18 protein-coding genes and 1 pseudogene are annotated in these 24,346 nt (G+C 63.4%); 9 read left to right on the plus strand and 10 right to left on the minus strand.

What is annotated here, in order from left to right; genetic code table 11:
• Nucleotides 1-35 precede the first annotated feature (35 nt).
• Nucleotides 36-659, plus strand: a complete 624-nt coding sequence (locus BLT09_RS24025) for a TetR/AcrR family transcriptional regulator (protein ID WP_091597588.1) — start codon at nucleotides 36-38, stop codon at nucleotides 657-659.
• Between the two features lie 340 nt (nucleotides 660-999).
• On the opposite strand, the gene BLT09_RS24030 is transcribed toward BLT09_RS24025, so the two are convergent.
• The 3 genes and pseudogenes from BLT09_RS24030 to BLT09_RS34425 all read right to left on the minus strand — a co-directional run bounded on the left by BLT09_RS24030 (nucleotide 1,000) and on the right by BLT09_RS34425 (nucleotide 3,090).
• Entirely contained in the window at nucleotides 1,000-1,362 is a 363-nt protein-coding gene (locus tag BLT09_RS24030) for an SPW repeat protein (RefSeq protein WP_091597809.1), read from the minus strand.
• 261 nt (nucleotides 1,363-1,623) lie between these two features.
• Nucleotides 1,624-2,759 (minus strand): annotated as a pseudogene (locus tag BLT09_RS24035) (patatin-like phospholipase family protein).
• 193 nt (nucleotides 2,760-2,952) lie between these two features.
• Nucleotides 2,953-3,090, minus strand: a complete 138-nt coding sequence (locus BLT09_RS34425) for a hypothetical protein (protein WP_167366523.1) — start codon at nucleotides 3,088-3,090, stop codon at nucleotides 2,953-2,955.
• Nucleotides 3,091-3,626: 536 nt separating this feature from the next.
• Here BLT09_RS34425 and BLT09_RS24040 point away from each other — a divergent pair.
• Entirely contained in the window at nucleotides 3,627-4,265 is a 639-nt protein-coding gene (locus BLT09_RS24040; protein ID WP_091597591.1) for a response regulator transcription factor, read from the plus strand.
• Nucleotides 4,266-4,358: 93 nt separating this feature from the next.
• Nucleotides 4,359-6,206: a PAS domain-containing sensor histidine kinase gene (locus BLT09_RS24045; RefSeq protein WP_091597594.1), complete on the plus strand. Its 1,848-nt coding sequence runs from the start codon at nucleotides 4,359-4,361 to the stop codon at nucleotides 6,204-6,206.
• 10 nt (nucleotides 6,207-6,216) lie between these two features.
• Here BLT09_RS24045 and BLT09_RS24050 read toward each other — a convergent pair whose 3' ends face one another.
• Genes BLT09_RS24050 through BLT09_RS24065 form a run of 4 tightly spaced genes read right to left on the minus strand, consistent with a single transcriptional unit; the run spans nucleotide 6,217 to nucleotide 11,454 of the window.
• Entirely contained in the window at nucleotides 6,217-7,206 is a 990-nt protein-coding gene (locus tag BLT09_RS24050; RefSeq protein WP_091597597.1) for an ABC transporter permease, read from the minus strand.
• Nucleotides 7,206-8,069 (minus strand): ABC transporter permease, encoded by an 864-nt coding sequence (locus BLT09_RS24055; protein WP_091597600.1) that lies wholly within the window; start codon nucleotides 8,067-8,069, stop codon nucleotides 7,206-7,208. Before BLT09_RS24055 ends, BLT09_RS24050 begins: the two co-directional genes overlap by 1 nt.
• Nucleotides 8,066-9,868: an oligopeptide/dipeptide ABC transporter ATP-binding protein gene (locus tag BLT09_RS24060; RefSeq protein ID WP_091597603.1), complete on the minus strand. Its 1,803-nt coding sequence runs from the start codon at nucleotides 9,866-9,868 to the stop codon at nucleotides 8,066-8,068. Before BLT09_RS24060 ends, BLT09_RS24055 begins: the two co-directional genes overlap by 4 nt.
• A 29-nt stretch (nucleotides 9,869-9,897) precedes the next feature.
• Nucleotides 9,898-11,454 (minus strand): ABC transporter substrate-binding protein, encoded by a 1,557-nt coding sequence (locus BLT09_RS24065; RefSeq protein WP_091597606.1) that lies wholly within the window; start codon nucleotides 11,452-11,454, stop codon nucleotides 9,898-9,900.
• Between the two features lie 798 nt (nucleotides 11,455-12,252).
• Between BLT09_RS24065 and BLT09_RS24070 the strand changes: the two genes are divergently transcribed.
• Genes BLT09_RS24070 through BLT09_RS35080 form a run of 3 tightly spaced genes read left to right on the plus strand, consistent with a single transcriptional unit; the run spans nucleotide 12,253 to nucleotide 14,918 of the window.
• On the plus strand, nucleotides 12,253-13,467 hold the full coding sequence (locus BLT09_RS24070) for a macrolide family glycosyltransferase (RefSeq protein WP_091597608.1): 1,215 nt from the start codon (nucleotides 12,253-12,255) through the stop codon (nucleotides 13,465-13,467).
• A 3-nt stretch (nucleotides 13,468-13,470) separates the two neighbouring features.
• Entirely contained in the window at nucleotides 13,471-13,983 is a 513-nt protein-coding gene (locus tag BLT09_RS24075; RefSeq protein WP_091597611.1) for a hypothetical protein, read from the plus strand.
• Nucleotides 13,980-14,918, plus strand: a complete 939-nt coding sequence (locus tag BLT09_RS35080) for a hypothetical protein (protein WP_091597614.1) — start codon at nucleotides 13,980-13,982, stop codon at nucleotides 14,916-14,918. Before BLT09_RS24075 ends, BLT09_RS35080 begins: the two co-directional genes overlap by 4 nt.
• Before the next feature lie 2 nt (nucleotides 14,919-14,920).
• On the opposite strand, the gene BLT09_RS24085 is transcribed toward BLT09_RS35080, so the two are convergent.
• Nucleotides 14,921-15,124: a hypothetical protein gene (locus BLT09_RS24085; RefSeq protein ID WP_139172669.1), complete on the minus strand. Its 204-nt coding sequence runs from the start codon at nucleotides 15,122-15,124 to the stop codon at nucleotides 14,921-14,923.
• Nucleotides 15,125-15,293: 169 nt separating this feature from the next.
• Here BLT09_RS24085 and BLT09_RS24090 point away from each other — a divergent pair, with 169 nt between their 5' ends.
• From BLT09_RS24090 to BLT09_RS24100, 3 genes are read left to right on the plus strand one after another with little or no spacing between them, the layout of a single operon-like run.
• Complete coding sequence (locus BLT09_RS24090; RefSeq protein ID WP_091597620.1) at nucleotides 15,294-15,953, plus strand: (2Fe-2S)-binding protein; 660 nt, start codon at nucleotides 15,294-15,296, stop codon at nucleotides 15,951-15,953.
• On the plus strand, nucleotides 15,953-18,361 hold the full coding sequence (locus BLT09_RS24095) for a xanthine dehydrogenase family protein molybdopterin-binding subunit (protein WP_208602536.1): 2,409 nt from the start codon (nucleotides 15,953-15,955) through the stop codon (nucleotides 18,359-18,361). Before BLT09_RS24090 ends, BLT09_RS24095 begins: the two co-directional genes overlap by 1 nt.
• A 22-nt stretch (nucleotides 18,362-18,383) precedes the next feature.
• Complete coding sequence (locus tag BLT09_RS24100) at nucleotides 18,384-19,373, plus strand: FAD binding domain-containing protein (protein ID WP_167366524.1); 990 nt, start codon at nucleotides 18,384-18,386, stop codon at nucleotides 19,371-19,373.
• A 454-nt stretch (nucleotides 19,374-19,827) separates the two neighbouring features.
• Here the strand turns inward: BLT09_RS24100 and BLT09_RS24105 are convergent, their stop codons facing one another.
• Together BLT09_RS24105 and BLT09_RS24110 are read right to left on the minus strand one after the other, a co-directional pair.
• Nucleotides 19,828-23,010 (minus strand): efflux RND transporter permease subunit, encoded by a 3,183-nt coding sequence (locus BLT09_RS24105; RefSeq protein ID WP_091597627.1) that lies wholly within the window; start codon nucleotides 23,008-23,010, stop codon nucleotides 19,828-19,830.
• Entirely contained in the window at nucleotides 23,007-24,218 is a 1,212-nt protein-coding gene (locus BLT09_RS24110; RefSeq protein ID WP_236473694.1) for an efflux RND transporter periplasmic adaptor subunit, read from the minus strand. Before BLT09_RS24110 ends, BLT09_RS24105 begins: the two co-directional genes overlap by 4 nt.
• Between the last annotated feature and the right edge of the window lie 128 nt (nucleotides 24,219-24,346).

A 24,346-nucleotide genomic window follows, 5' to 3' on the forward strand; every position in this document is an offset into this window, starting at 1 on the left:
TTGTTACCAGTCAAGGGATGGACTGGAGTGGATGAATGGCTGCTGCAAGGACCACACGGCGCAACGGCCGCCGGGACGCTCTTCTTCAAGCGGCTGCCGAGGTCTTTTTCGAACAAGGCTACGCCGCGACGAGCATCGACGCGATCATCGAACGCGCCGGCGGATCGAAACGCAACATTTACAATGAGTTCGGCAACAAGGAGGGTCTGTTCTCCGCTATCGTGAGGGAAAGCGCAGACAAGCTGCTGTCGCCCTTGGTGATCGAGGAAATAGAAGGCCACGATCTGCGGGCGACACTGACGGCGTTCGGCCGGCATTCCATGGACGCCTATATGTCTCCCACCTTGATCGGAATCTACCGAATTGCCGTTACCGAGGCCAACCGCTTCCCCGATCTCGTGAAGTCGTTCTACGAACAGGGGCCAGGACGGACCGCGGTCCGGCTCGCCGAGGTCCTCGAAGCCGCCAGGGAACGGGGGGAAATCCAGGCGGACGATTGCTTGCGTCTGGCCGGGCACTTTGTAGGCATGACCCGCGACAACCTGCATCTGCAGGTCGTTCTCGGGCTCCGGCCCCCGCCGTCGGACGAAGAAGCGCGGGAGGCGGTTGCTTCTGCTGTGGAAATCTTCCTGAACGGCGTTCGACGCAGCCGGAAGTAGAAGGGCAATCGTTGCCGTCAGCATCGGGCCGTTTGGCGAAAAGTCGCGCGGCGTGCCCCGTTCGAGCAGGCCTCGACGCCGATATGCCTCACGGGCCTCATGAATGATCCGCCTCACATCGTCGGCGCAGACGTTGTCGCGCCGCATCAGATGCTGGACGATAGGATCGTCCAGCATCTCTTCGAGTGTTGGTTCGGAATTCACGGGGTCCATGATCTGTTCTCTTGCCGGTTCGGGCTTGCGGCGCGAGTTTTCACGCGCAACTCGCCGAAGCATCCCAGGGGACGGTCGCGGAAACAGTTCGGCGCGCCCGTCCCCTGGTGCCTGGCCTTCCATGAAATTATCTGGCGTCGGACCTGGAAAGGATCTGCGCCTTGCGGCCGCTCGAAAGCTGGATGATGGCGATCGTCGCGACGCAAAGCCCAACCAAGGCGTGCGTCCACGTCGCCGCCTGCGCCGATCCGAAGCCGAGCAGGAACGGAGCGGCTACGCCCCAGCACCCCAAGCCGAGATTGGACCACTCCGTCCACGCTCCGTAGCGGTAGAGTGCCACGGCGGAGCAGCAGGCAATCAGCGCGCCGACGATCCCCGCGTTCCAAGCCGCGGCGGGCATCTCGGTGAACGCGAAGCCAGCGCAGGCCAGACCTGCGCCCAGAACGAGGTTGGTCCACTCCAACCCCTTGCTCGGTACTTCATTTGTCATCTTCGTCTCCTTCTCCAGTCCGGCTCCGCACCACGCCATCGATGTCGGGGCGGCCGATACGAGGAGAATGACGCGGTCCCGCGCAGCAGCCTATTCTACGCAGGCATCTGTCGGGCGATGCTAAGGTCTAGTGCAGCTGAGCGCGGTGCTGGCGGAGAATATCGAAGCGCTTGGGGTCACAGCGTTGCTGGGCGTAGGAAATCCGCCTTCTTACCGTCGGACATGCTCCTGCCGAGCAGAGCCTGACGTTGACGATGCCGATCACAGGCGCCTGTCGGCGAATACAGGGCTGTCTTTCCAAAGGGTGCCAGCCGCCAACCCGGCGTGTCCGAGGTCATAGACAGCTTGCATATAGCTGGCGTTGTAAGGATCGAGCATCGAATAGGGGACTTGGGCGTCAATGGTCGCAAGGTGGAAACGTGCCCCGGTCAGTTTGGCATAGTTGTAGAGGATAGCCAGTTCGCTCTGTGTCTGTGACTTGAGCAGGATGGAATACGCTCTTGCGATCACGGACAACGTTCTATTCCGCGTGGTGGCGAATTCCGGTATGAGCGCGTTGTTTACGATCACATGGAAATCGACACTCTGACGTTTCGCCGGCACGAGAGGGTTCGTGCTTGCCAGAATTGCCTGCGGAAGTATCAGGACTTGCGACGTCGACCCTCCATCGGAATGCATTTCCTGGAAGCGGCGCCCTCCTGACTCGGCCTCGATCATGACTGCCGGATAAACGCCCGGAATGCTTGCCGAAGCGATCATAACGTCCTGAACAGCTTCAGCGCGTCCGATCGGCCGCTGTTGGCGATGGTGCCCATGTTCCACACGACGGCCCGCTGGGTGTCGAGATTCGTCGTGAGGACCAGGAGGCGGCGGCCTTTGCGATGCTCGGCTGCAACCTGCTGCAGGACCGCTTGTGTGATGAACTCCTCGACCATCCGCCTCATTGGCGTGGATCTCAGCAAGCTCGATCCGATCAAGCCAACGGGAAATTTGGTCGCGACAAGATCGTCGGCGACGCCGCTTGTAAAGAGATGCACCAGCGTGCCGTCATGAGCCGATCCGAGGAACGCGAATGGCGCGATTAGGGCGCCAGTGCTTACGCCGGTGACTACATCAAATTGCGGGCGGGTCCCGGTCTCGCTCCACGCCGAAAGCACGCCGACGCCGAAGGCGCCTCCCGCACCGCCGCCGGAGATCATCAGGACATCGAGGCCATCCGGCTCGGTTGCCGGCGTCCAGTCGCGCACATCTCCCGCAGCGATCCGAGCGTCGCGATATATCCTGATCTCACCATAGCCGGCGATCGAAGCCTTCTCTGCTTCCGCCGCGTCAAGGGGTATGTCCGTGGCGGCGATCCGAGTGTCGCATCCCGGGAACCAAACGAATGTCGCGACCAGTGCTGCCAGCCCAACGAGCACCGATACTTTCAAAGGACGCAAACCGGATCTCCCGTGCTTGGCTTCGTGAACGCGGAGTAGTTCGCATATCCGACAGCCGCGGGTCTCCGACGCTTCGGTCGAACGATTCGCTGTCGGCAAAGAGCCTGATTTCCATCAGCCGTGCGCAACGCTGGCGGCACGATATTCCCCGTCAGCCCAACGCATCATGCGGGACAGCATGCTCCTCATTTTTGCCCGACACGATGTCGGTGATGAACCACATCGAGAAGGCTATGTGAAAGCCGCGGCTGTAGTCGATTGATCCAAGGATGAGGGCGAGCAATACCACGGTAGAGATCGCCCGCCGCGGTGACGTCGGCGGACCGCAGTTCTATCCGCTGTGATCGTGGCTCGGCGCGCGCCTGACGCCCGGAATCCACGAAAACTCCAAGGCACGGGACTGCACGACTAGGCAGGCGCCGAGTGCACGGAATGGAGTGCCGATGCGGCTTTCATGGCGAGTCGCAGGACCATGGGAGCCGCTTGAGGGCGCAGCAGCCGATCACCGCGACGGCGATGTCCTGCTCCGAAGGTGAATGACATAGGGCAGGAACCGACCGTCCACGCACCTATACCGACGTCTAGGTCAGCCATTCAAATCGCTAGGTCCGATCACCCTTTGTAGTGTTGCGTTGCCCGCCGCGATACGGGTACGCAAGACCTGACGTAGAGACTACGAATTGGCGGGCATAGCTGGCGCAGAGCAAGCTCCGGCCGCTTCGCGTGAGACGCAGGTCCTGATTGACGTGTGACAGAAGCGCGGTTGATACTGACTGCGTGAACCCGGCCAATTCGTGTTCAGCATATCTCCCCGAGGCCAGAGTCATGGGCGTGGCAACTTCAGGAATCGCAGACGGTCCCATAACAATTTTGGTCGACGACGACGCAACGGTCCGCGACGCGTTGGAGGAGTTGCTGAATTCGGTCGGCATCGACACGATGTCGTTTTCTTCGGGCCAGGAACTACTGGACGCAAAACTGCCGGACCGCCCAGGCTGCCTCGTTCTCGATGTGCGAATGCCGGGCTTGAGCGGCCTCGATCTTCAGCATGTCCTGGCAACCAAAGGCATTCTAACGCCGATCGTATTCTTGACCGGTCATGGCGACATCGCGATGGGCGTCCAGGCGATGAAGGCGGGGGCAGTGGATTTCCTGACCAAGCCGGTGCGCGACCAGACGTTCCTTGACGCAGTGTCCACCGCTATCGCCAACGACGTCGCGCGAAGAGCGGCATCGACCGTATCGCGAAAGAACGTGGCACTTTATGAGACCCTTACGCCCCGCGAGCGGGAAGTGCTGAGGCTCGTGGTCTCCGGTGCCACAAACAAGCAGATTGCATCGGATCTCGGCATCAGCGAGATCACCGTAAAGCTCCATCGGAGCAACATGATGAAGAAGATGAACGCAAGGTCCATCTCCCATCTCTTCAATGTGTGGCAGTCGCTTCCAGTCGACAGCCGCTGAGTGGCTTACAATCAGGCATTGGCGCTCCGTAACTGACTCGGAACATCGACCGCGACAGGGAGTGGGACGCAGAGGCGGTCTCGAGAGGTCGAAATGGAGCTGACGTCAACGAAACAACGCCGCGCCGTCGCATTGGCGATTGGCGCTGCGAGCGTCTTGCTGGCATTATTCGTCAATGAGCCATACATTCTGCTGGTCGCCGTTGCAGTCATATGCATCTGCATCGGCTGGGAGGCCGGTTTGGCGGCCGTTGCCGCGGCCGGTCTGCTTTCATGCGTGATGCTGTTTTCGCTGGAGTTGGGGGCCACAGGCGGCGCGGTCCGGTTGGCGTTATTTGTCGTCGCGGCGTTAGCCCTATGGTTCGTGATAAAGATCTTCAGGACCATGAGCTTCTATGATCGGGTCTACCATGATACCGGACCCGGCGTTGCCGATATTCCGGGCCTCGGATGGTCGGCCTCTGCGGATGGCCGCCTTCGCTTGGTCAGTCCCGCGGCGCTCGAGTATGTAGGTGTGACAGCCGATGAGATGCGCCGGATCATGGATGGCGATGATTATCATTGGACACAGTTTGTCCATCCGGACGATGTCGAGGCGAGCATGGCGCGATGGCGTCACAGCTTGCAGACCGGCGAGCCTGTGATCGACGAGCACCGTATGCGTCGATTCGACGGAACGTATCGATGGTTTCGCGACACCGGCATTGCTTCGCGCAATGAGGACGGAAAGATAACCGGCTGGTACGGCCACACGGCGGATATCGACGATCAGAAGAAGGCCGAATCTGCGTTGCGCGAGCGTGAGCGTGAGTTGCGCCTGCTGGTCGATACAGTTCCCACCATGATCTGGCTGATGACGCCGGCGGGATTGCCGTACTACTTCAACAAACGGTTCGTCGACTGGGCGGGCATCGACTCGGCTAAGGCGCAACCGCGAGGCACGCGCCAATTCGCCTCGCATGTGGAGTTGTTCCATCCCGATGACCGGGTGGCCGTCAAGGCTGTGTTCGAGAAGTCCTTTGCCCGTGGAGAACCACTCCAGCACAAAGGTCGGCTGTGCCGGAAGGATGGCGAATATCGCTGGATTGATTCGCGGTTCGAACCGCTGCGCGACGAAGACGGCACTATCCTTCGCTGGTACGGCGTCAACTTCGACATCGACGACGAGGTCCGCGCCCAAGAATCCCTGCGTCTGGCGGACGAACGGCTCGCGCGCGCCTTGCGCGCCGCCAGCCTATCCGAACTGTCGGTGTCGATTGCGCATGAACTCAACCAGCCGCTGCAGGCGGTCGTGGCCAACACCGGCGCCTTCCAGAGATGGCTGAACGCCGATCCGCCAAATTTCAGTCACGCCAGCCGTGTCGCCCAAAAAATCATCAGAAACGCTGACGCGGCGGCACAGGTGATCACCCGCATCCGTGCGCTGTTCAGCAAGACCGAAGCCGAACCGCACCCGATAGATCTGAACGCGGTGATCCGCGAAGTGTGTGATCTCCTGGGTGACAGGCTCGCATCGAGCAGCGTCAAGCTGGACCTTCAACTCGATCCCGGCCTTCCTGCGACGGTTGCCGATCTCGTTCAGATGGAGCAAGTCGTCCTCAACATCGTCCGCAACGGCATCGAAGCGATGGATGACGTCAACACCACAGTGCGAAGCCTGCGGATCGTGTCGCGGCGTCAGAATGACGGAACAGTCGAGGTCGAAGTGCGAGATAGCGGCCGCGGGCTTAGCGATCCGGAACGGATTTTCGAAGCGTTCTACACAACTAAGCCGGATGGAATGGGAATGGGCCTGGCAATCTGCCACTCGATTGTCGAGGCGCACCGCGGACGGCTTTGGGGGGAAAATGTCGAGACAGGGGGGGCATCCATAACCTTCAGCCTCCCCATCCGCGCTGGCGACTCGACCAAGACACCCACCGGCGCGACAGTAAGGGCCTGAGTGGGCGCCTTCAGAGGTCGATCCGAGAATCGGCTATCGACTGTGCGATCTCGATGAGCGTGTTGACCAGGATGTACAATATCCCGAAAACGATGGCGACGCCCAGCACTGCCGGGAGATCGGCGCTGGCAAAAGCCTGGACCGTGTAGAGACCCAGACCAGGCCATCCGAAAACGCGCTCGACAACAAGCAAATTGCCGAAGAGAAGGCGGACTTGCAGGCTGACCATGGACAGTGGGGCCGTGGCGGCATTGCGCAAACCGTGGCGCAACAGCACCTTTGTCTCGCTGAGACCCTTGCCGCGCGCGGTCCGGATGTATGTCTGCCTCATCACCTCGTGAAGCGCACTGTTCAGGCTTCGCCCGACCGCGATGCCGATAGGCAACGCCAGTGCAAGCGCCGGCAAGATCATGTGCAGCAGCGCGTCGACGCTGACTTCGGGCCGGCCGACCAGTATTCCGTCGATGACGTTGAGTCCCGTAGGGCCTGCGAAGTCGCGGTAGGCAAGCCGACCCGCCCCCGGAAGCCAATCGAGTCGGAACCAGAAAAAGTAGGCGAGAAGCAAGGCGGATAGAAAGATCGGCGTGGATCCTACCCCCACCATAACGAGCCTTATGCCGCCCGATCCCGGTATCAGGAACTGAAGTGCCGCCATGACGCCGGCGAGCGCCACTCCCAAAGCGATCGCCGCCAGTCCGAGTTCAAGCGTAGCAGGAAGATATTGCCGTATGTCGTCATACACCGGCTGCCGGGTCCTTACCGACGTCCCGAGATCCGCATGCGCGAGGCGCAATAGAAAGCGCCCGTACTGAACGACAGCCGGGTCGTTCAGTCCGAGCTGCTCGCGCATCGCTTCGACCGTTTCCAGCGGAGCGTTCGGCCCGGCAATGGCCCGCGCTGGATCGGCGGGGATAATGCTTTGGAGACCGAAAACGATGAAGCTCATCACCAGGAGAACGACGATGGCGCCGATGATGCTTTTGGTGAGATATGCCAGCACTACGCCCCCCTCAGCGCGGCGCGAATGCCGTCGCCCGCAAGGTTGGCGAGAAGGCAGAGGAGAAAGATGATCGCGGCCGGCAGGATCGGCAACCACCAATGGACGGTGAGACTGTCGAGGGTGCGCGACGTCATCGCTCCGAGTTCAGGCGCCGGTGCAGGCAGTCCAAGGCCAAGGAACGACATCAGCGACATCGTCATGATGACGTTGGCGACATCCAGTGATGCCCCGATGAGCAACGCTGGGACCACTCCCGGCAACAAGTAACGCAACAGCAGGCGCGGACCGCGGACCCCGGCGATACGCGCCGCCTCGACATGCGGACGAGCCTTGAGGCGACGAATTTCATCACGGGATATGCGCGCGTACCACATCCACCAGACAATGGCGAGCGCGATCATCGTGTTGACGAGCCCCGGGCCAAGCGAAGCGACGACAGCGAGCGCGATAAGCGTTCCTGGAAGAACCAAGAACAAGTCGACGATCCGCTCGATTACCAGATCCACCTTGCCGCCGATTAGGCCTGAAATCAGTCCGACCAGGGAGCCAAAAGTGAGACTGAAACCGATAACGGCAAGCCCTGGGAGCCACGTATATTGAATGCCGAGGATAACGCGCGAGAACAGGTCACGGCCGATCTCGTCAGTGCCGAACCAATGCTCGGCCGAAGGCGGGAAGTAGGCTCCGGCGACGCGCAGTTGTGGGTCGAACGGCGTGATCCAGGGCGCCAGCACGGCCACAACGGTGACGACAGGGACGCCGACGATGCCGACGCTTCCAAGCCAACCGGCACGCCGGAAGAAATCGCGCCAGTTGAACCGAGGCCGCGCCGGCAGCGTGTCCGGGCTCGGCCTGCCGGTCATCGTCCGCCCGCCGCCTGCAGGCTCGGCATCGCCGCGATGAGAGACTGCGTGTAGGCGGATTGTGGTGCGGCGATGATGGCGTCTGGATCGGCAACCTCGACCAACTCGCCGTCCTTCAGCACAGCGACACGGTCGGCGATGATCCTGGCGGCCGCCAGATCGTGGGTCACAAACAGCATCGCCATGTCGAGCCGCCGCCGAAGGTCGCCAAGAAGGTTCAAGGTGGTGGCCGCCAGCGACACGTCCATGGCGCTGATAGGCTCATCGCAGAGCAGGAGCCTTGGGGGGACGATTATCGCGCGAGCCAAAACGGCGCGCTGGCACTGCCCGACCGACATCTCGGCCGGCAGCGTGTCCATCAGGACCGGATCGAGGCCGACCAGCTTCATTGCCTCTCCCACGCGACGGCGGCCGTAGTCGCTGTCCAGAGAAACGGCCCGCAGGCGCTCGCCTATCTGCTCGCCGATCGTGAGCCACGGCGTCAGCGCCGCGACGGGGTCTTGAAACACGACTTGCGGAGGAAGCTTGTCGAAGCGTGTAACAGTGCCGCTCTCGGGTACCACGAGCCCGGCAGCAATCCTCAGAAGGGTAGATTTGCCGGCGCCGCTCTCGCCCACCAGTGCCACGCACTCGCCAAGCTTGATCGAGAGGTTGACCGACCTGAGAACGGACTGTGGTTTACGCCGTCCCCAAAACGATCGGGCGCCTGTCGGGTATGTTTTTCCGATACTGGACAGCCTCAATGCGGCGGTTTCCTGGATCGCCTGGGCCGGCCATGGTTTCGCATCAGCGCGCTGTGCTGAGAGATATGGAGTTTGTTCGTGGTGAAGGCAGGCGACTGCGCCACCGTGGACGGAAGCAAGCTCCAGCGGTGGGCGGATTGCCGTGCAATCTGGCTGGGCGATCGGGCAACGTGTCGCGTAGGCGCAGGCGTCCTCAACATTTATGGAGTGCGTGTGCTCGGGCGGGAGCGTGGGAAGCGGGCGCCGTCGATCAGAGTCCAGATCGAATCGGGCGGCGAGAAGGCCGGCAGAATAAGGGTGCGTGGCATTGCGGGCCACGTCCTGCATCCGGCCGATTTCAACAATGCGTCCGGCGTAGAGAACCAGGACGCGGTCGGCCAGTGAGGCCGCCACAGTCAAATCGTGGGTGACGAACAGAATTGCCGTCTGCTGATCGCGGGCGAGGTCGCGCAACAGGTCGAGGATCTGCGCCTGCATGGTGACGTCGAGCGCGGTGGTCGGCTCGTCGGCGATGAGCAGCTTCGGTCTTGCCACCATCGCCATGGCAATAAGCACTCGCTGACGCTGCCCCCCCGACAGGCGATGCGGAAGCGCATCAGCAATGCGGTCCGGGTCAGGCAGGCCGGTTCGGCTGAGCCAATCCTCGATCGATCCCTCGCACCCCCCATTGGATTCTCGCATCTGGCGGCGAATCGTCATTGTGGGGTTGAGCGCGCCCATCGGATCTTGCGAGATGGCGCGGACGAGGTGGCGGCGGGCCGACTGCCAGGTGCGCCTTCCCGAGCCGACAAGTTCGATCCCAGCAAGCCGGATCGAGCCTGCAACCTGCGGCTGGTACTCGCGCGGCAAGAGCCCCTGAAGCGTCAGCCCGATGCTTGTCTTGCCGGAACCGCTTTCCCCAACCAGCGCGATGATCTCGCCCGGAAACATGTCGAAACTGATGCCATCGAGGACGCGGGAAGGACGGCCTTCGCGGCTAAGAATGACCGACAGGTCTTTGACCGCGAGGACGGGCTCGGTCACGGATTCGGACATTCGGTGCGAAAGCTTGACCATAAGGGACGAGTCTGACCTGCTTCCGGAATTCAGGGTCCCCAGCGAACGGTGGCGAAGTCGATGTTGCCGGGTGGGTTCACGGGACGGAGTCCAAGGTCCTTCAGACCCTTGGCATGGACAACCACGTCATTGACGTCGACAAGCGGGATGACGATGCCGGCATCGAAATACATCTGCCCCGCTCTCTCGTAGAGAGCGTCGCGTTCTTTGACGTCGGTCACCTGCCCGGCCTGGTCCACGATGGCATCGGCTTGCGGCAGCGTCCGCCCAAAAAAGTTGAGGGGAGCGTCTTTGGTGAAGAACGCCTTGGCCTGGCTATCCGGGTGAGCGGCGTCCGGGCCCGCGATCGTGAGCAGCAAATCGGGAGGGTTTGGGTCGTCCTTCAAGGTGTAAGCCGCGCCGGAGGGCAGCACATAAGCCGTCGCCTTTACGCCGATCAAGGCCAGTTGCGCGATGATCAGGTCGGCGATGCGGCTGTAGCTCGGGGCCGCGCTATGGAGGCCAATGACCAAATTGACCGCGCCGTGTTTGGCGATCGCGGCTTTCGCTGCTTCGAAGTCGGTCGGGAACCGGATCGGATTGACTGGGTCGAGCATCACGTTCGGATAAACCGACTTCGACAGGCTTGCGAACTCTCCAAAGGCGTCCTTGACCCACAGCGCCGGGTTGATCGCTGTCAAAACGGCCTTGCGGACCCCCGCGTCGTCGAGTGGCGAGTTCGGCTTAACAAAGAGATCGTACGGTATCATGCTCGGAGCGGCGGTGATCTCCACCCCCTCCGGCAGGCTGGTGAGTTGCGCGAACGGATAGTTGATCGGCACGGCATCGATCGCACCCGCCTGCAATTGAAGTATCTGTTGGCTGATATCGGGCACGACCGAAATCTGGATCTGCCGGAAGAACGGTTTGTCGCCCCAATAGTTGTCGTTGCGTTCGAGCAGATAGCGCTGACCGCGTTTGAATTCAGCCAGTTTGAACGGACCCGTGCCGACCGCGTGCTCATTGAGCCAGGTCGTCGCGAAGTCGCCGTTGTCATGCTCGGCAAGCGCTACCGGACTGATGATCTTGGGCCCCCATGGACTGGAAAGGGCATCGAGGAGCGAAGGCTGAGGATGGCCCAGCGTGAGTACAACCGTCGAATCGTCGGGCGCCCTCATGTCCTTCACGTTGGCCAGGACGTAGCTCTGGATCAGTCCACGATCGCGGCGGCGTTCGAACGAGTTTATGACCGCCGCCGCATTGAACGGCGTGCCGTCGTGGAACTGGACACCGTCGACCAGGTGGAAGGTGTAAGTCAGCCCGTCGTCCGAGATCTCCCAGCTCTGGGCGAGCAGACCAACGATCTTGGTCGAACCCGGCTCGTATTCGACGAGGCCCTCGTATACGTTGTTGATCGCGCTCATCGCGCCGGTCTCAAACCCGTTGTCCGGATCGAACGTGCCGATGTCGGCCACGTAGGGTATGCGCAGCACCTCTTGCGCGTAGACCGGCGCAATCCAGACCAGCAAACCGAGAGCAGGTCCCAGCATGCGCAGCCCGAAGCTGCGCTTGTAAGATCGCTTGGCCCGGCACGCGTAAATTTCCATCAAGGCTTCCCGTCGGCCTGCTACTTCACTAGGGACTGCGGGAAGGCCACCCGCAGTCAATTCCTGGCCAACGAGGCATTCCACGCTCTTGTCCAACCCAGCGCCGCACCGCTGCCATCAAGATCTTCTTGCGGCGCTTGGCATCGATGCGGACACCCGGACATTTTCGCCAAGGTACCTCAGCCCGCTGATCGCGGTCTATGAGCATCAAGCAGAGGTCACCCTATCCCCAGGGTATAGATCGTAGCGCCCCGGACAGGTATGTGAACGCTTGCAGACGCGCATCCGATAAGAACGCGCTTGCAACCGACTAAGCCCAGACGGGAACGCTGGCTGCTGCAGGAATTGACCGAGTCCTGGCAGGCCGCGTGGAGTGCTGACAGGACTGCCTATGTGTCGGTAGTCGAGTCGTAGCCGCGCTCCGGCGTGCCTCAAAAAGTCGCGGCGAACACAAAAATGCGGATGGGCGCCCAGTGCGACGAGAACTTGCCGGACCGGTATGCTCGCAATAGTGCCCGAGCAGGCCGGCAAGCTGCTGGCATTATGAGGCGGGCTGGTGGCGGTCCTCGATATAGCTTTTGACTTGCGCCATCCCATCCCAGCGGCGCCGGGCTTAGCCGTCGCACCCGACCGAGCAGAGCGTCCTACACTTCGGCATCGTCCAACCGATCCTACCGTTTGATAGGCTGGCGCCGCGGGTTCCACGAACATTGGCTGCATCGGAAGGCGGCCCTTGCCGGATTGGCAGGGGTGCGTCCACCCACCCCCTTGAATCTTCCGACCACCCCGGAGGCGTCGATGAGCACCGTCTCTTTCCTCAACATCGGCATGCACGGCTACATTAACCCGACGCTCGCGGTCGTGGCAGAGCTCGCCCGGCGCGGTCACACGGTGACCTATCACACCTCCCCTGCGTTTGCGGCCCAGATTGAGACCGTTGGTGCGAAGGTCTACCTCTACTCTGGGGGCGACCTGCCCTTGCCGGATCCGCCGATCCCCCTCGCGATGCTGGAAGAACTCGCTCGGACCGCCCTCGGCCTGTTGCCCGGCGTGCTCTCGGACCTCCGCGCCATACGGCCCGACCTGATCGTGCATGGGGCGGCCTGTCCATGGGGCGCGGTGGCCGCGCGTGAGCTCGGTGTGCCGGCGGCCGCCACGTTCACCACGTTCGCCTTCAACGGGCAGGTGCCCAGCCCCACCCGCCTCTCCCGTGACTTGGTGGCCGCCGCAGCCGCCCGTCCTCGCATCGGCTGGAGCTACGTTTGCGCGCGCTGGGCCCTGCACCGCGGCTACGACACCGGCGGGCTGCCCCTGATCGACCTGATGAACGCCCGCGAGCCGCTGAACCTGGTCTTCACATCCAGCGCGTTCCAGCCTGGAGCCGACGCGTTCGACCCCTCGTACCGGTTCGTCGGGGCGAGCGTCGGATCCCGCCTGACCGATCCGGGATTCAACGCCGCCCGGCTGGAGGACCCCGTGCTGTACGCTTCGCTGGGCACGGTGTTCGATGGGGGGCCCGCCCTGCTGCGGACCTTCGCGACCGCCCTGGCACCGCTGGGCGGCACCGTTGTCGTCTCGACCGGGTCCACGGAACCGGCAGACCTGGGTCCGCTGCCAGCCAACGTGCTGGCCCGCCGATCCGTGCCGCAGCTCCAGGTGCTGGCCCGGGCGGCGCTCTTCGTGACTCACGGCGGCATGAACAGTGTCAACGAGGCGATGCGGACCGGGGTGCCGACACTCGTCGTGCCACAGGGGGCGGACCAGCCAATGGTGGCGCGGCGGGTTGTAGAGCTCGGTGCCGGCCTCGAGCTCCGCACGGACGACGCCACTGCAGAGACGGTGCAGGCGCTCGCCCGGAGTCTGCTGGACGAGCCGCGCTTCCGCGAGGCAGCAGCCGCACAGGGCGCCGCACAAAAGCAGGCCGGCGGCGCCCGGCGTGCCGCCGACGAGCTCGAGCGGTATCTCGACGACGTGCTCGGAGGCATCGCGACCGATCGAGCACAGGGGCGCTGAACCATGTCGACGACGGTCGCCGTACTGCTGGTCCTCGCCGGCCTTTCCGAGAGTGCCGGGCGGGTGCTGCCCCTGGTGGCGCGCAGGCCCAAGCTGTCCCCGCGCCTCGTGGCCGGTCTGATGGTGACCGGCACCGTCGTCGAGGGCACGGTGATCGCACTGTGGCCCCTTGCCGCATGGACCGTCGCCGACCTGGTGCAGCCGGTCGTGGCGCCTGACGCGGCCCCGCTGCCCAGCACGACCGGGCTGGTCTGGACACCCGCCCAGGTCGCCCCGCTGCTCCTGGCCGCTGTCCTCGCGTTCCCGCTCCTCGGGCCGTTCCTGCACATGCTGCTTATGGCCGGTGTCGGAGCAGGGCTGGCCGGCCCACTCGCCGCGGCGTCGGGACTGGGCTGGTGGACCGCGGTCGGGTGCATCGCCGTCGCGGGGGTCGGGCTCGCGGTCACGGTCGAGGTTGTCCGGCGGCTGATCGCCAGGATCATCGCCGGCGCGCGGGAGCGGGAGTCGATCGTGTGAGCGAGCACCTCCTGCTCGTCGCCCTCTTGGCGCTCGGCCCTTTCCTGCTCGCCGAGGGCCTGCTCGCCCGATACGAACTCATGGTCTATACCATCGGCCGGCGCGCGCCGGCCGCCACGCTCCCACCGGAGGTGCCCTACGCCAGGGGGGCCGATCCAGGGCGGCCGCCGGACGCCTACGTGGTCTACCTGGACGGGATCGGCAAGCGCCGCCTCACCGATACGCGCGATGGCGGCCAGCTCGTCAAGGCCATCATCGCCGGAGCACCGGAGTTGCGCGTGCTGGGCCAGGTCCAGCCCTACTCGCCCCTGGCGGACCCGCTCGTAGGGCGCCCGGTGTGGGATTGGCTACGGCGGCACGTCGGCATCACGCTGTTCCTGCACAACGTCATGCAGACCTTTGTGGCCGCCGATCGCCGATACCGCCCGCTGTACAACCGGGCAGTGGGTGCCCAGATCGCCGACCAGCTCCGGCTCGCAGGGTACGAGCCCGCTAGCGGCATACCGGTCGTCCTGCTCTGCTACAGCGGTGGTGCCCAGGTGGCCACCGGCGCGGTCGAAGAGCTGTTCGCCCAGCTCCGCGCTCCGCTGTTGCTGATCACGCTCGGCGGTTTCCACAACGGCGCCAACGATCTCACGCATGCGCGCCACCTGTACCGGCTCACCAGCGCGAACGACTGGATCGAGCGGGTGGGCATCGGACTCTTCCCCCAGCGTTGGCGCCTGTGGCGGCGCAGCGCCTGGAACCGGGCCCTGGACGCGGGGAAGATCACGGTGTGTTCGCTCGACCCGGCAACCCACGTCGGCCCGCAGAGCTACATCAGCCCTACGGCGCGGCTCGTCGACGGGCTCAGCTATCTCGATCGCGCTACCGAGATCGTGATTGAGATCATCCGGCGCGACTGCACAACGAAAAAAATGCTCGGAGGGAGATAAAGCTACGAATCGAGGCTGAAACCTTCCTCGACGAGAGCTTGGTTGGGCCCACCATTTTTCTTTGTTATCAATAGGTTATAATGGGTGCTGCCAAGCCGATTTGGCAGCATTTGGCAGCGCGCCGGCAGCAACGAAAAAGGGCGGCCCGCGCCGCCCCGGTTTCTTTGCTGACGATCCGCAGCGGCGGCGCTGCCGCCGGCGATCATGGTAAGCCTCAAGCCGCTTTGTGCCCTCGACGGCATGCCCAGCGTCGCGATCGGCTCGACGGTCACTTCGTTGTGATGGCGTCTGGCACGAACCGATCGGTCCCCTAGCTTGGTGCTGATCCGATCACCCTAGTTTTGGTAACCGCTGTAACAAATCCGGAGGTACAGCATGGCGGAATTGAGCCGCAGTCAAGGTTCGGGCGGATCCACGAGATCGGGCATCTCTCGTCGGACATTCCTGAAGCACGGTGGCACCTCGGCCGTAGGGGCGGCGTTGCTGGAAGCAGGGGCGGCGCAGGCAGCCGTTGATGGTTCTATGCAGGACGATGCCAACGAAGTGCTTGGCCCTGGTCTGATCCCGATCGATCTCACGATAAATGGACGACGGGTCCCGGTGCAGGCGGAACCCGCCACCACGCTGGTCGACGTCCTCCGCAATCACCTCGGCCTGACCGGCACCAAAATCGGCTGCGATCGCGGAGCCTGTTCTGCCTGCACGGTCTGGCTCGACGGTCAGCCTGCCAGCAGTTGCATGACGCTGGCGCTCGACGCCCGGGGCAGGAACATCACCACGATCGAGGGGCTGGCCGAGGGCGGCAAGCTTCATCCGGTGCAGCAGGCGTTCATCGAGCATGACGCCCTTCAATGCGGATTCTGCACGCCCGGAATGGTAATGAGTTGCGCAGCGCTCATAGATCGTAAACCCGACGCCGGCATCGACGAAGTGAAGGCCGCGATAAGCGGTCACCTGTGCCGATGCGGCACCTATCCGAACATCTTTGCGGCAGTGCTCGCCGTCGCCGGCGAGAATCGGAGGAGGGGCACCTGATGGCTACCGAAAATCAGGCACGGGCCGACCGGCCTTCGTTACGGTCCCAGTCCTTGCTCTACGGTATCGTCGGGCAGGAGATGAGGCAGGTGACTCGGCAGGTGCCGGACGATGAGCCGCCGCAGTTGCCAGTGAACGCCGAACTGCGCTCCATCGGCAAGTCGATCCCGCGGCTCGATGCCGTGCAGAAGGTGACGGGCGCGGCGAAATACACATTCGACGTGCAACTGCCGGGAATGCTCTACGCACGGCAGATCGTCTGCCCATGGCCGCATGCCAGGGTGATCTCGATCGACACCTCGGCGGCGGAGCGTCACCCCGGCGTCCGTGCTGTACATGTGCTCGAGACACTGCTGCAATCCGCCAGGCTTCGCGATCCGGAGGCCGAGGCCCGCAACAAATACCCGACGGTCCGCTTCGCCGGCCAGACCGTTGCCGCGGTCGCCGCCGAGACGCAGCGGATCGCCGACCAGGCGGCGAAGCTCGTCAAGGTCGAATACGAGCGCTTGCCGCATGTCACTGACCTCGATGCGGCAATGGACGATGAGGCACCGATCGTCTTTCCAGGACCGGTCGAGCAGCCATCAACGGCCGGCGGCGGCGGCGCACCGGAAGGCTTGCCGCAGAAGGGCAATGTGCGCGGTCCCAACTTCGGCATGCCGGGTATGACGCCCACGGGCGATATCGACCAGGGCCTGGCGGAGGCGGACGTGATCGTCGAGACCGAATATCGCACGCAGGTTCAGACTCATGTGCCGATGGAAACACATGGCATCGTCGCGGATTGGCAGGATGACGGGCTGACCATTTATGCCTCCACGCAGCACACGCACAGCGTGCGCGATGAGGCCGCCGAATATTTCGATCTGCCCAAGAGCAAGATCCGGGTAATCAGCGACTTCACCGGCGGCGGGTTCGGCGCCAAATATGGGATCAACAATTTCGGCCTCCTCGCCATTCATTTGTCGCAAAAGGCCGGCGCGCCCGTGCGCATGATGCTGGACCGCCGTGAAGAGCATGTTTCGGCGGGCAATCGCCCCAACAGCTTGCAGCGCGTACGGATCGGCGCCAAACAAGATGGCACCCTTACCGCCATCGACGTCATAAGCTGGGGCTCCGGCGGCATCGCTGGGGGCGCCGGCATAGGCTTCTGCTTCAATGCGCTATATCCGTGCCCGAACATGCGCACCGAGCAGTATGACGTGTTCACGAATGCCGGCCCGTGCGCGGCTTTCCGCGCACCCGGACAGGTGCAGGGCATCTTCTCGCTCGAGCAGGCGATGGACGAACTCGCGGATCGGCTGCAACTCGACCCGCTGATCCTGCGCGATCGCATCGACACAAAGCCCACCGACGACATGCTTGCACGGGCACATGAACGCAAGGTCGCGGCCGAGCGGTTCGGCTGGAGCCGCCGGCGTCCGCCGAACGCCGACGCCGGTCCGATCAAGCGGGGGATTGGCATGGCGCAGGCGCAGTGGGTGTATGTCGTCAGCCCTCCGACGACGGTGGAGGTGCGGGTCGCCGATGACGGGTCGGTCTCCGTCTACAACAGCACGCAGGATGTCGGCACCGGCACGCGGACTGTGCTTGCCCAGGTGGTTGCAGAGGAGTTCGGCCTCAATGCCGAGGACATCGGCGTCTTTATCGGCGACACGCGGTTCCCGTGGGGACCGCCGTCCGGCGGCAGCCGGGTGACTGCGTCGGTGACTGCGCCTGCCCGCAATGCGGCCTATGCGGCGGCACGCGACCTGGCCGCGCGCCTCGCACCGCTTTTCGACGACGCCGATCCCGATGACATTTTCTTCGCCGACGGCAAAGTGGGCGTCCGCGGCAAGGAAGGGGCCGCAAGGCCGCTCAAGGATGCAGCCAAGGAAGCCAAATTCGGCGAAATCTCGAAACTCGCCAAGCGGCACGACGACTATGAGGGATTTGCGGTGCCGGGAGAGCTCTCCATCAGCCGGCATGGGCTGGGCGGTGTCCAATTCGCCGAGGTGGCGGTCGATGTCGAGACCGGCGTGGTCAAGGTCGAGCGCATCGTCGCTGCCAGCGATTGCGGCAGGCCGATCAACCCCAAACTGGTCGAGAGCCAGGTGATCGGCGGCATCATCCAGGGTGTCAGCTACGCGATCTACGAGGACCGCATCATGGACGCGGCGAGCGGCCATCAACTCAACGCCAATGTCGATCAATACAAGATGGTCGGATCACGCGAGACTCCGGCGATCGAGGTGCTGCTCATGGAGCAGATCGGGGCGCAGTCGTCGACCGACGCGCGAGGCATCGCCGAGGCAAGCAATGTGGCGACCAGCGCCGCGATCGCCAATGCATTCTACAACGCCACCGGAAAGCGGATCCGCACTTTGCCGATGAACCCGGCAAATGTGCTGGCGACGCTCAGCGCCTGAGATCGGCCAGAAGGAGTCCATCATGGCCATGAACAGCTTCGAATGGGTGGATGCCACGACGGTCGAGCAGGCAGCAGGTATGCTTGCCGAAAGCACCGAGCAACGCCCCGTCATCGCCAAGGCGGGCGGGATCGACCTTCTGGACTTGATGAAGGAAGGGATTCTAGCGCCGATGCGACTGGTAAATCTGAAGACCATCCGCGGTCTCGACGAAATCGACACGGAAAACGGGCTGTCGCTCGGCGCGCTTGTGACGCTGGACCGCATCGACAGCGATCCACAGGTCCGCGCGCGCTACTTGGCGCTGTCGGATGCTGCCGGGCATGCGGCGACGCCGCAGGTCCGCAACGCCGCAACGATCGGGGGCAATCTGCTGCAGCGGCCGCGCTGCTGGTATTTTCGGCACGATCATTTCCATGGCGAAGGTGCAGATGAGATGGGGAGCAGGGGCGCTGACGAGAACCAGCATCACGCGATCTTCGACAACGACAAAAACGCGATGGTCCAAGCCTCGACGCCGGCGACGGCACTGGTCGCCTATGATGCAAGCGCCGAACTTGCCGGCGGCGCCAACGGCTCACGCGTCGTAAAGCTCTCGGATTTCTTCTTGCCACCCGAAATGCAGCGCGCTCACGATGCGAGGATCGAGACTGGCGAGGTTATGACGCGCGTGATCGTTCCGCCGCTGAACGCCGGGGCGAAGGCCGCCTACCGCAAGCAGACCGAGCGCGACAGCTACGACTGGCCGATCTGCGATGTGGCGGTGGTGCTGACGATGGAGGGCCAGACAGTGCAAAATGCTTCGATCGTCATGGGATGGGTCGCACCAACGCCTCGCCGCGCCGCCGAAAGCGAACGTCTCCTCATCGGCAACAGGCTTACCGACGACTTGGCGCGACAGGCGGCCCGTGCCGCGGTGGCCGGCGCTACCCCGCTGGCGAAGAACAGCTACAAGGTGCCTGTGCTGGAGACGGTCGTTCGCCGCACAATCCTGGCCGCTGCCGCGGGCTAGCGTCCTGGGGGCGTCCAAAATGGGTTCGGCAACTTCGCAGCCACCCGCGGCGCCGGCAGTCTGCCGACGGTTGCGCTCCAAGGGCGCACCCGGGACAGGTTACGGGAGCGGCGTCGACTTCAACGCAGGCTACAGTTCGACCGCAACATTCTGGTGTACCGCCACGGCCGGCGTCGTCGGGCCTGATGACTCCTACGTCCATCCGCACGTATGCATAAGCGCTCGGATATGCTTCCTGAGTCCTTCAGAGCAGGATCAAGTTTCATGATATTTGTGGAGAAGGCGACAGCCAACTGTTGTGGGTTTGATTGACTCAACTCTGGGTAGCAAGTCGTTTCTCTCTCTGTGAGCGCCGTGACGACGGTTGGCACGCGGCTCACGGCAACCGCCACCGAGATCCAGGAACCCGCCGGTCCGGCTTCAGCCTGAACCCGGCGCCTCATCGGCTCGGCGTCTACTCGGCTGCTCCGCTCTCGGAAGCCAGGGTTGGGCCGGCTTCAGGCCGCCTGCGCCGGAAAGTCCTGCGAAGAGCAACGTAGAAGACCGGCGTCAGGAAGAGGCCAAACAACGTCACGCCCAGCATGCCGGAGAACACGGCCGTGCCGAGCGATTGGCGCATTTCCGCGCCAGGCCCGCTGGCGATCACTAGTGGCACCACGCCCAGGATGAAGGCGAACGCCGTCATCAGGATCGGCCGCAGCCGCAGCCGGCAGGCCTCGACGGCCGCCTCGACGGCGTCAAGGCCGCGCTCCTCACCTTGGCGCGCGAATTCGACGATCAGGATCGCGTTCTTCGCCGCCAGGCCGATGAGCACGATCAGCCCGATCTGCACGAGGATGTTGTTGTCGAGACCGCGGAAGGCGACGCCCAAGAGGGCGGCCAGTACGCTGAGCGGGACGATAAGCACGATGGCGAAGGGCGTAATCCAGCTTTCGTATAGCGCGGCGAGCACCAGAAAGACGAACAGAACCGACAGGCCGAAGATGAAGACCGCCGTGTTGCCGGTCTGCCGCTCCTGGAAGGCGAGTTCAGTCCATTCGAAGGAAGTGCCCTGCGGCAGCGATTCGGCTGCGATCCCCTCCATCAGGTCGAGCGCCGTGCCCGTGGCGACACCCGGCGCTGCATTGCCCTGAAGCGGCACGGAGACATACATGTTGTAGCGCTGCACGAGCGAGGGACCGGTGACGTCGCGGATCTCGATCAGTGTGCCGAGCGGCACCAGGTCGCCGGCCGCCGAGCGCACCTTCAGCTTCAATATGTCGTCGCGATCGATGCGGAAAGCCTGGTCGGCTTGCGCCCGCACCTGGTAGACACGACCGAAGGCATTGAAATCGTTGACGTAGGCGGTGCCTAGATTGATCGACAGCGTCTCGAAGATGTTGGGGATCGGCACGTTCAGCATGCGCGCCTTGTCGCGGTCGATCGCCAGGAAGAATTGCGGGCTGGAGGCCGAGAAGGTGGTGAAGACGCCCATCAACCCGGGCGTCTGGTTGGCCTTGCCGGCGATTTCGTTGGCCAGCGCCAGAATCGGCCGCATGTCGGCGCTGTTGCGCTCCTGGAGCATCATCTTGAAGCCGCCGGAGTTGCCGATGCCCCGGACTGGCGGCGGCGGCAGCGCGATGATGAAGGCCTCCTGGATGCTTTGCAGGCTGCCAAACAGCGTGCCGATGATCTTGTCGGAAGTATCGCCGCTCTCGAGCCGTTCCTCGAAGCTCTTGAATGGCGCGAAGATCACGCCGGAATTGCTGGCGTTGGTGAATGTCGCGCCGTTGAATCCTGCGAAGGCGACGGCATTGGCGACACCCGGCGTCTCGCGGATGATATTCGACGCCTTCTGGATGACTGCGTCCGTTCGGGCGAGCGAAGAGCCCTCCGGCAATTGCACGACGACGATCGCATAACCCTGGTCCATGTTCGGGATGAAGCCGCGCGGCACCGTCTGCAGCATGTGATAGGTCGCGTAGAGCAGGCCTGCGAAGACGAGCAGCATGGCGGCAAGTGCCAGAGTCGTTCCGACCAGTCTGTGCACCAGCCACGCATAGCCGTCCGCCATCCTGTCGAACCCGTTGTTGAACCCGTTCGCCAGAGCGCGGCCGAACCTTGCCAGGAAGAAGTTCGAATGTTCCTCGCTGTGCGGCTTGAAAAGCACGCCAGCGAGAGCCGGCGAAAGCGTCAGCGAGTTGAATGCGGAGATCGCGGTGGAGACCGCGATGGTGATGGCGAACTGCAGGTAGAACTGGCCGGAAATCCCGGGAATGAAAGCCGCCGGAACGAAGACGGAGATCAGCACCAGCGAGATCGCGAGGACCGCGTTTCCCACTTCATCCATGGTCTTGTGCGCAGCGGCGCGCGGAGCGAGCCCCAGCCGGATGTTCCGCTCGATATTTTCCACAACTACGATGGCGTCGTCGACAACGATGCCGACCGCCAGCACCAGCCCGAACAGAGTGAGCATGTTGAGCGAGAAGCCGAAGGCGAGCAGCACGGCAAGCGTGCCGATCAGCGAGACCGGTATCGCCACGATCGGCACGATCGCCATGCGCCATGACTGCAGGAACACGATGATGACGATCACCACCAGCAGGATCGCCTCGGCGATGGTGACATAGACCTCGTTGATGGATTCGGCGATGAACTCGGTCGGATTGTAGATGATCTCGTAGGCCAGCCCCTTCGGGAAATCCTTCGAAAGCTCCGCGATGGTCGCCTGGATTTCTTCCGCCGAGGCCAAGGCATTGGTGCCCGGCCGCTGGAAGATGCCGAGCGCCACCGCGGCCTTGTTGTTGAGATAGGAATTGGTGACGTAGTCCCTGGCGCCGAGCTCTATGCGCGCCACGTCCTGCAGGGAGATCAAGCGGCCGTCCTCGGCCGACTTGACTATGACGTAGCGGAAGTCGCGCGCGTCTTCAAAGCGCCCTTGCGTGGTGACCGTATACTGGAAGGCCGAGCCGTCGCCAATCGGCGGTGCGCCGATCGAACCGCCCGACACCTGGACGTTCTGGTCGCGCAGCGCCTCGACTACGTCGCCTGCGGTCATGCCGTAGGCGGACAGCTTTTCCGGGTCGAGCCAGACGCGCAGCGAATATTCGCGCTCGCCGAAGATCTGCACGTCGCCGACGCCGTCCAGTCTCAGCAGGACGTCGCGCACGCGCGAACGCGCATAATTCGAGACGTAAAGCTGATCATATGTGTCGTCGGGCGACAGCATATGGACGACCATCATCAGGTCGGGCGAACTTTTCGCCGTGGTGATGCCGAGCCGGCGGACCTCTTCCGGCAGGCGCGCTTCGGCGATCGAGACGCGGTTCTGGACCAGCACCTGCGCCGCGTCGAGATCGGTGCCGGGGCGGAAGGTGATGGTGAGCGACATCGAGCCGTCGCCGGAGGAATAGGACGACATGTAGAGCATGTGCTCGACGCCGTTGATTTCCTGTTCGATCGGCGTCGCCACGGTCGCGGCGACCGTCTCGGCGTCGGCGCCCGGATAGGAGGCGCGCACCACGATGGTCGGTGGCGCGATTTCGGGATATTGCGCGACTGGAAGCTGCGTATAGGCGATGCCGCCGACGAGCACGAGCACGATCGACAGCACCGCCGCGAAGATCGGGCGGTTGACGAAGAAATGGGCGAAGTTCATTGCGTCTGCCCTTCGGCTTCAACCTTGGGCGGCAATTTGGTCATCTCGGACTTGACGGTGACGCCCGGCCGCACTCGCACCAGCCCGTTGACTACCACGGTCTCTTCGCCGGTGAGGCCCTCGCGGATAACGCGATAGCCGTCGATGCGCGGGCCGGTGCGGACCGGCTTGGCCGAGATCAGGCCTGCCTGGTCGACAACGAAGACGATGCGGCGGTTCTGGTCGGCGCCGATCGCCTCGTCAGGCAGAAGCACGCCCGGATGCGGCAACGAGCCGGGCACGTTGATGCGGCCGAACATGCCCGGCTGCAGAACGCCGTCCTTGTTGTCGAAGCGCGCCCTGGCCCGCATCGTGCCGGTAGCTTGGTCCAGACGGTTCTCGGCGAAGTCGAGCTTGCCCTTGAACGTCGCTTCATCACGGTCGGCGACACGGACGACAACATCGACGCCGCCGGCGCCTTCCTGCATGACGCCGCCGCGCTCGCGGGCGTCGCGCGCATAAGAAAAGTAGGTCCGCTCATCGATGTCGAAATAGAAGTTGATCGGGTCGATCGAGACGATGGTGGTCAGCACGGTCTGGTCGGCCTGCACCAGATTGCCCGGCGAGATGAGCCGGCGGTCGACCCGGCCGGAAAACGGCGCCTTGATCGCGGTGAATTCGAGATCGAGACTTGCGTTTTCAAGTGCCGCCTCCGCGCCGTCCAGTTGCGCTTGGGCGGCGAGATATTCGCGGCGGCGGTCGTCCAGTGTCGAAACCGGTATGTTGCCTTCGCGCGACAGGGTCTCGGCGCGTTCGAACTGCATCTTGCTGAATTCGACCAGGGTCTTGGCCGAGTCGACCTGCGCCTGCGCCTGGTTCAGCGCCGCCTTGAACGGCCGCTGGTCGATGGTGAACAGGAGGTCGCCCTGCTTGACCAGCGTACCGTCCTGGAAATGGACCTGGTCGAGATAGCCGCCGACGCGGGAGCGCAGCGAAACCTGGTCGACAGCTTCGAAACGGCCGACGAACTCATCGTCCTCGACGATATCGCGCACCAGCGGCTTGGCTACCGTGACGACGGGCGCGGGAGGTGCTTCCTGCGCCTGTGCGGCCGGGGCCGCGAGCAAGCCGAGCGCCGCGAAGGCCGCGGCGGCGAGCCATTTTGCAGGGACGTTTCTGCTGGAGGGGGCGGCCAGAGAATCGTGGCGGAGGCGTGCAGTGTGAACCATGGTTACCCCTCGTAATCGGTCCTTCATGCGAAGTCCGTAACATCTAGGCAGCTTGTGTGCCGCACAAATCAATTTTTTGTACTGACCACCACAACCGACAGCTTGCTATTGAACAAACATCGAACATC

This window comes from Mesorhizobium muleiense, from assembly GCF_900099905.1.
GTDB lineage: Bacteria > Pseudomonadota > Alphaproteobacteria > Rhizobiales > Rhizobiaceae > Mesorhizobium > Mesorhizobium muleiense.

Bases quoted from the DNA above. Each gene is read 5' to 3' on its own strand.
- BLT09_RS24025 (WP_091597588.1), top strand. From the start codon at position 36: ATGGCTGCTGCAAGGACCACACGGCGCAACGGCCGCCGGGACGCTCTT.
- BLT09_RS24030 (WP_091597809.1), bottom strand. From the start codon at position 1,362: ATGACAAATGAAGTACCGAGCAAGGGGTTGGAGTGGACCAACCTCGTT.
- BLT09_RS24040 (WP_091597591.1), top strand. From the start codon at position 3,627: ATGGGCGTGGCAACTTCAGGAATCGCAGACGGTCCCATAACAATTTTG.
- BLT09_RS24045 (WP_091597594.1), top strand. From the start codon at position 4,359: ATGGAGCTGACGTCAACGAAACAACGCCGCGCCGTCGCATTGGCGATT.
- BLT09_RS24055 (WP_091597600.1), bottom strand. From the start codon at position 8,069: ATGACCGGCAGGCCGAGCCCGGACACGCTGCCGGCGCGGCCTCGGTTC.
- BLT09_RS24060 (WP_091597603.1), bottom strand. From the start codon at position 9,868: ATGGTCAAGCTTTCGCACCGAATGTCCGAATCCGTGACCGAGCCCGTC.
- BLT09_RS24065 (WP_091597606.1), bottom strand. From the start codon at position 11,454: ATGGAAATTTACGCGTGCCGGGCCAAGCGATCTTACAAGCGCAGCTTC.
- BLT09_RS24070 (WP_091597608.1), top strand. From the start codon at position 12,253: ATGAGCACCGTCTCTTTCCTCAACATCGGCATGCACGGCTACATTAAC.
- BLT09_RS24075 (WP_091597611.1), top strand. From the start codon at position 13,471: ATGTCGACGACGGTCGCCGTACTGCTGGTCCTCGCCGGCCTTTCCGAG.
- BLT09_RS24085 (WP_139172669.1), bottom strand. From the start codon at position 15,124: ATGATCGCCGGCGGCAGCGCCGCCGCTGCGGATCGTCAGCAAAGAAAC.
- BLT09_RS24090 (WP_091597620.1), top strand. From the start codon at position 15,294: ATGGCGGAATTGAGCCGCAGTCAAGGTTCGGGCGGATCCACGAGATCG.
- BLT09_RS24095 (WP_208602536.1), top strand. From the start codon at position 15,953: ATGGCTACCGAAAATCAGGCACGGGCCGACCGGCCTTCGTTACGGTCC.
- BLT09_RS24100 (WP_167366524.1), top strand. From the start codon at position 18,384: ATGGCCATGAACAGCTTCGAATGGGTGGATGCCACGACGGTCGAGCAG.
- BLT09_RS24105 (WP_091597627.1), bottom strand. From the start codon at position 23,010: ATGAACTTCGCCCATTTCTTCGTCAACCGCCCGATCTTCGCGGCGGTG.
- BLT09_RS24110 (WP_236473694.1), bottom strand. From the start codon at position 24,218: ATGGTTCACACTGCACGCCTCCGCCACGATTCTCTGGCCGCCCCCTCC.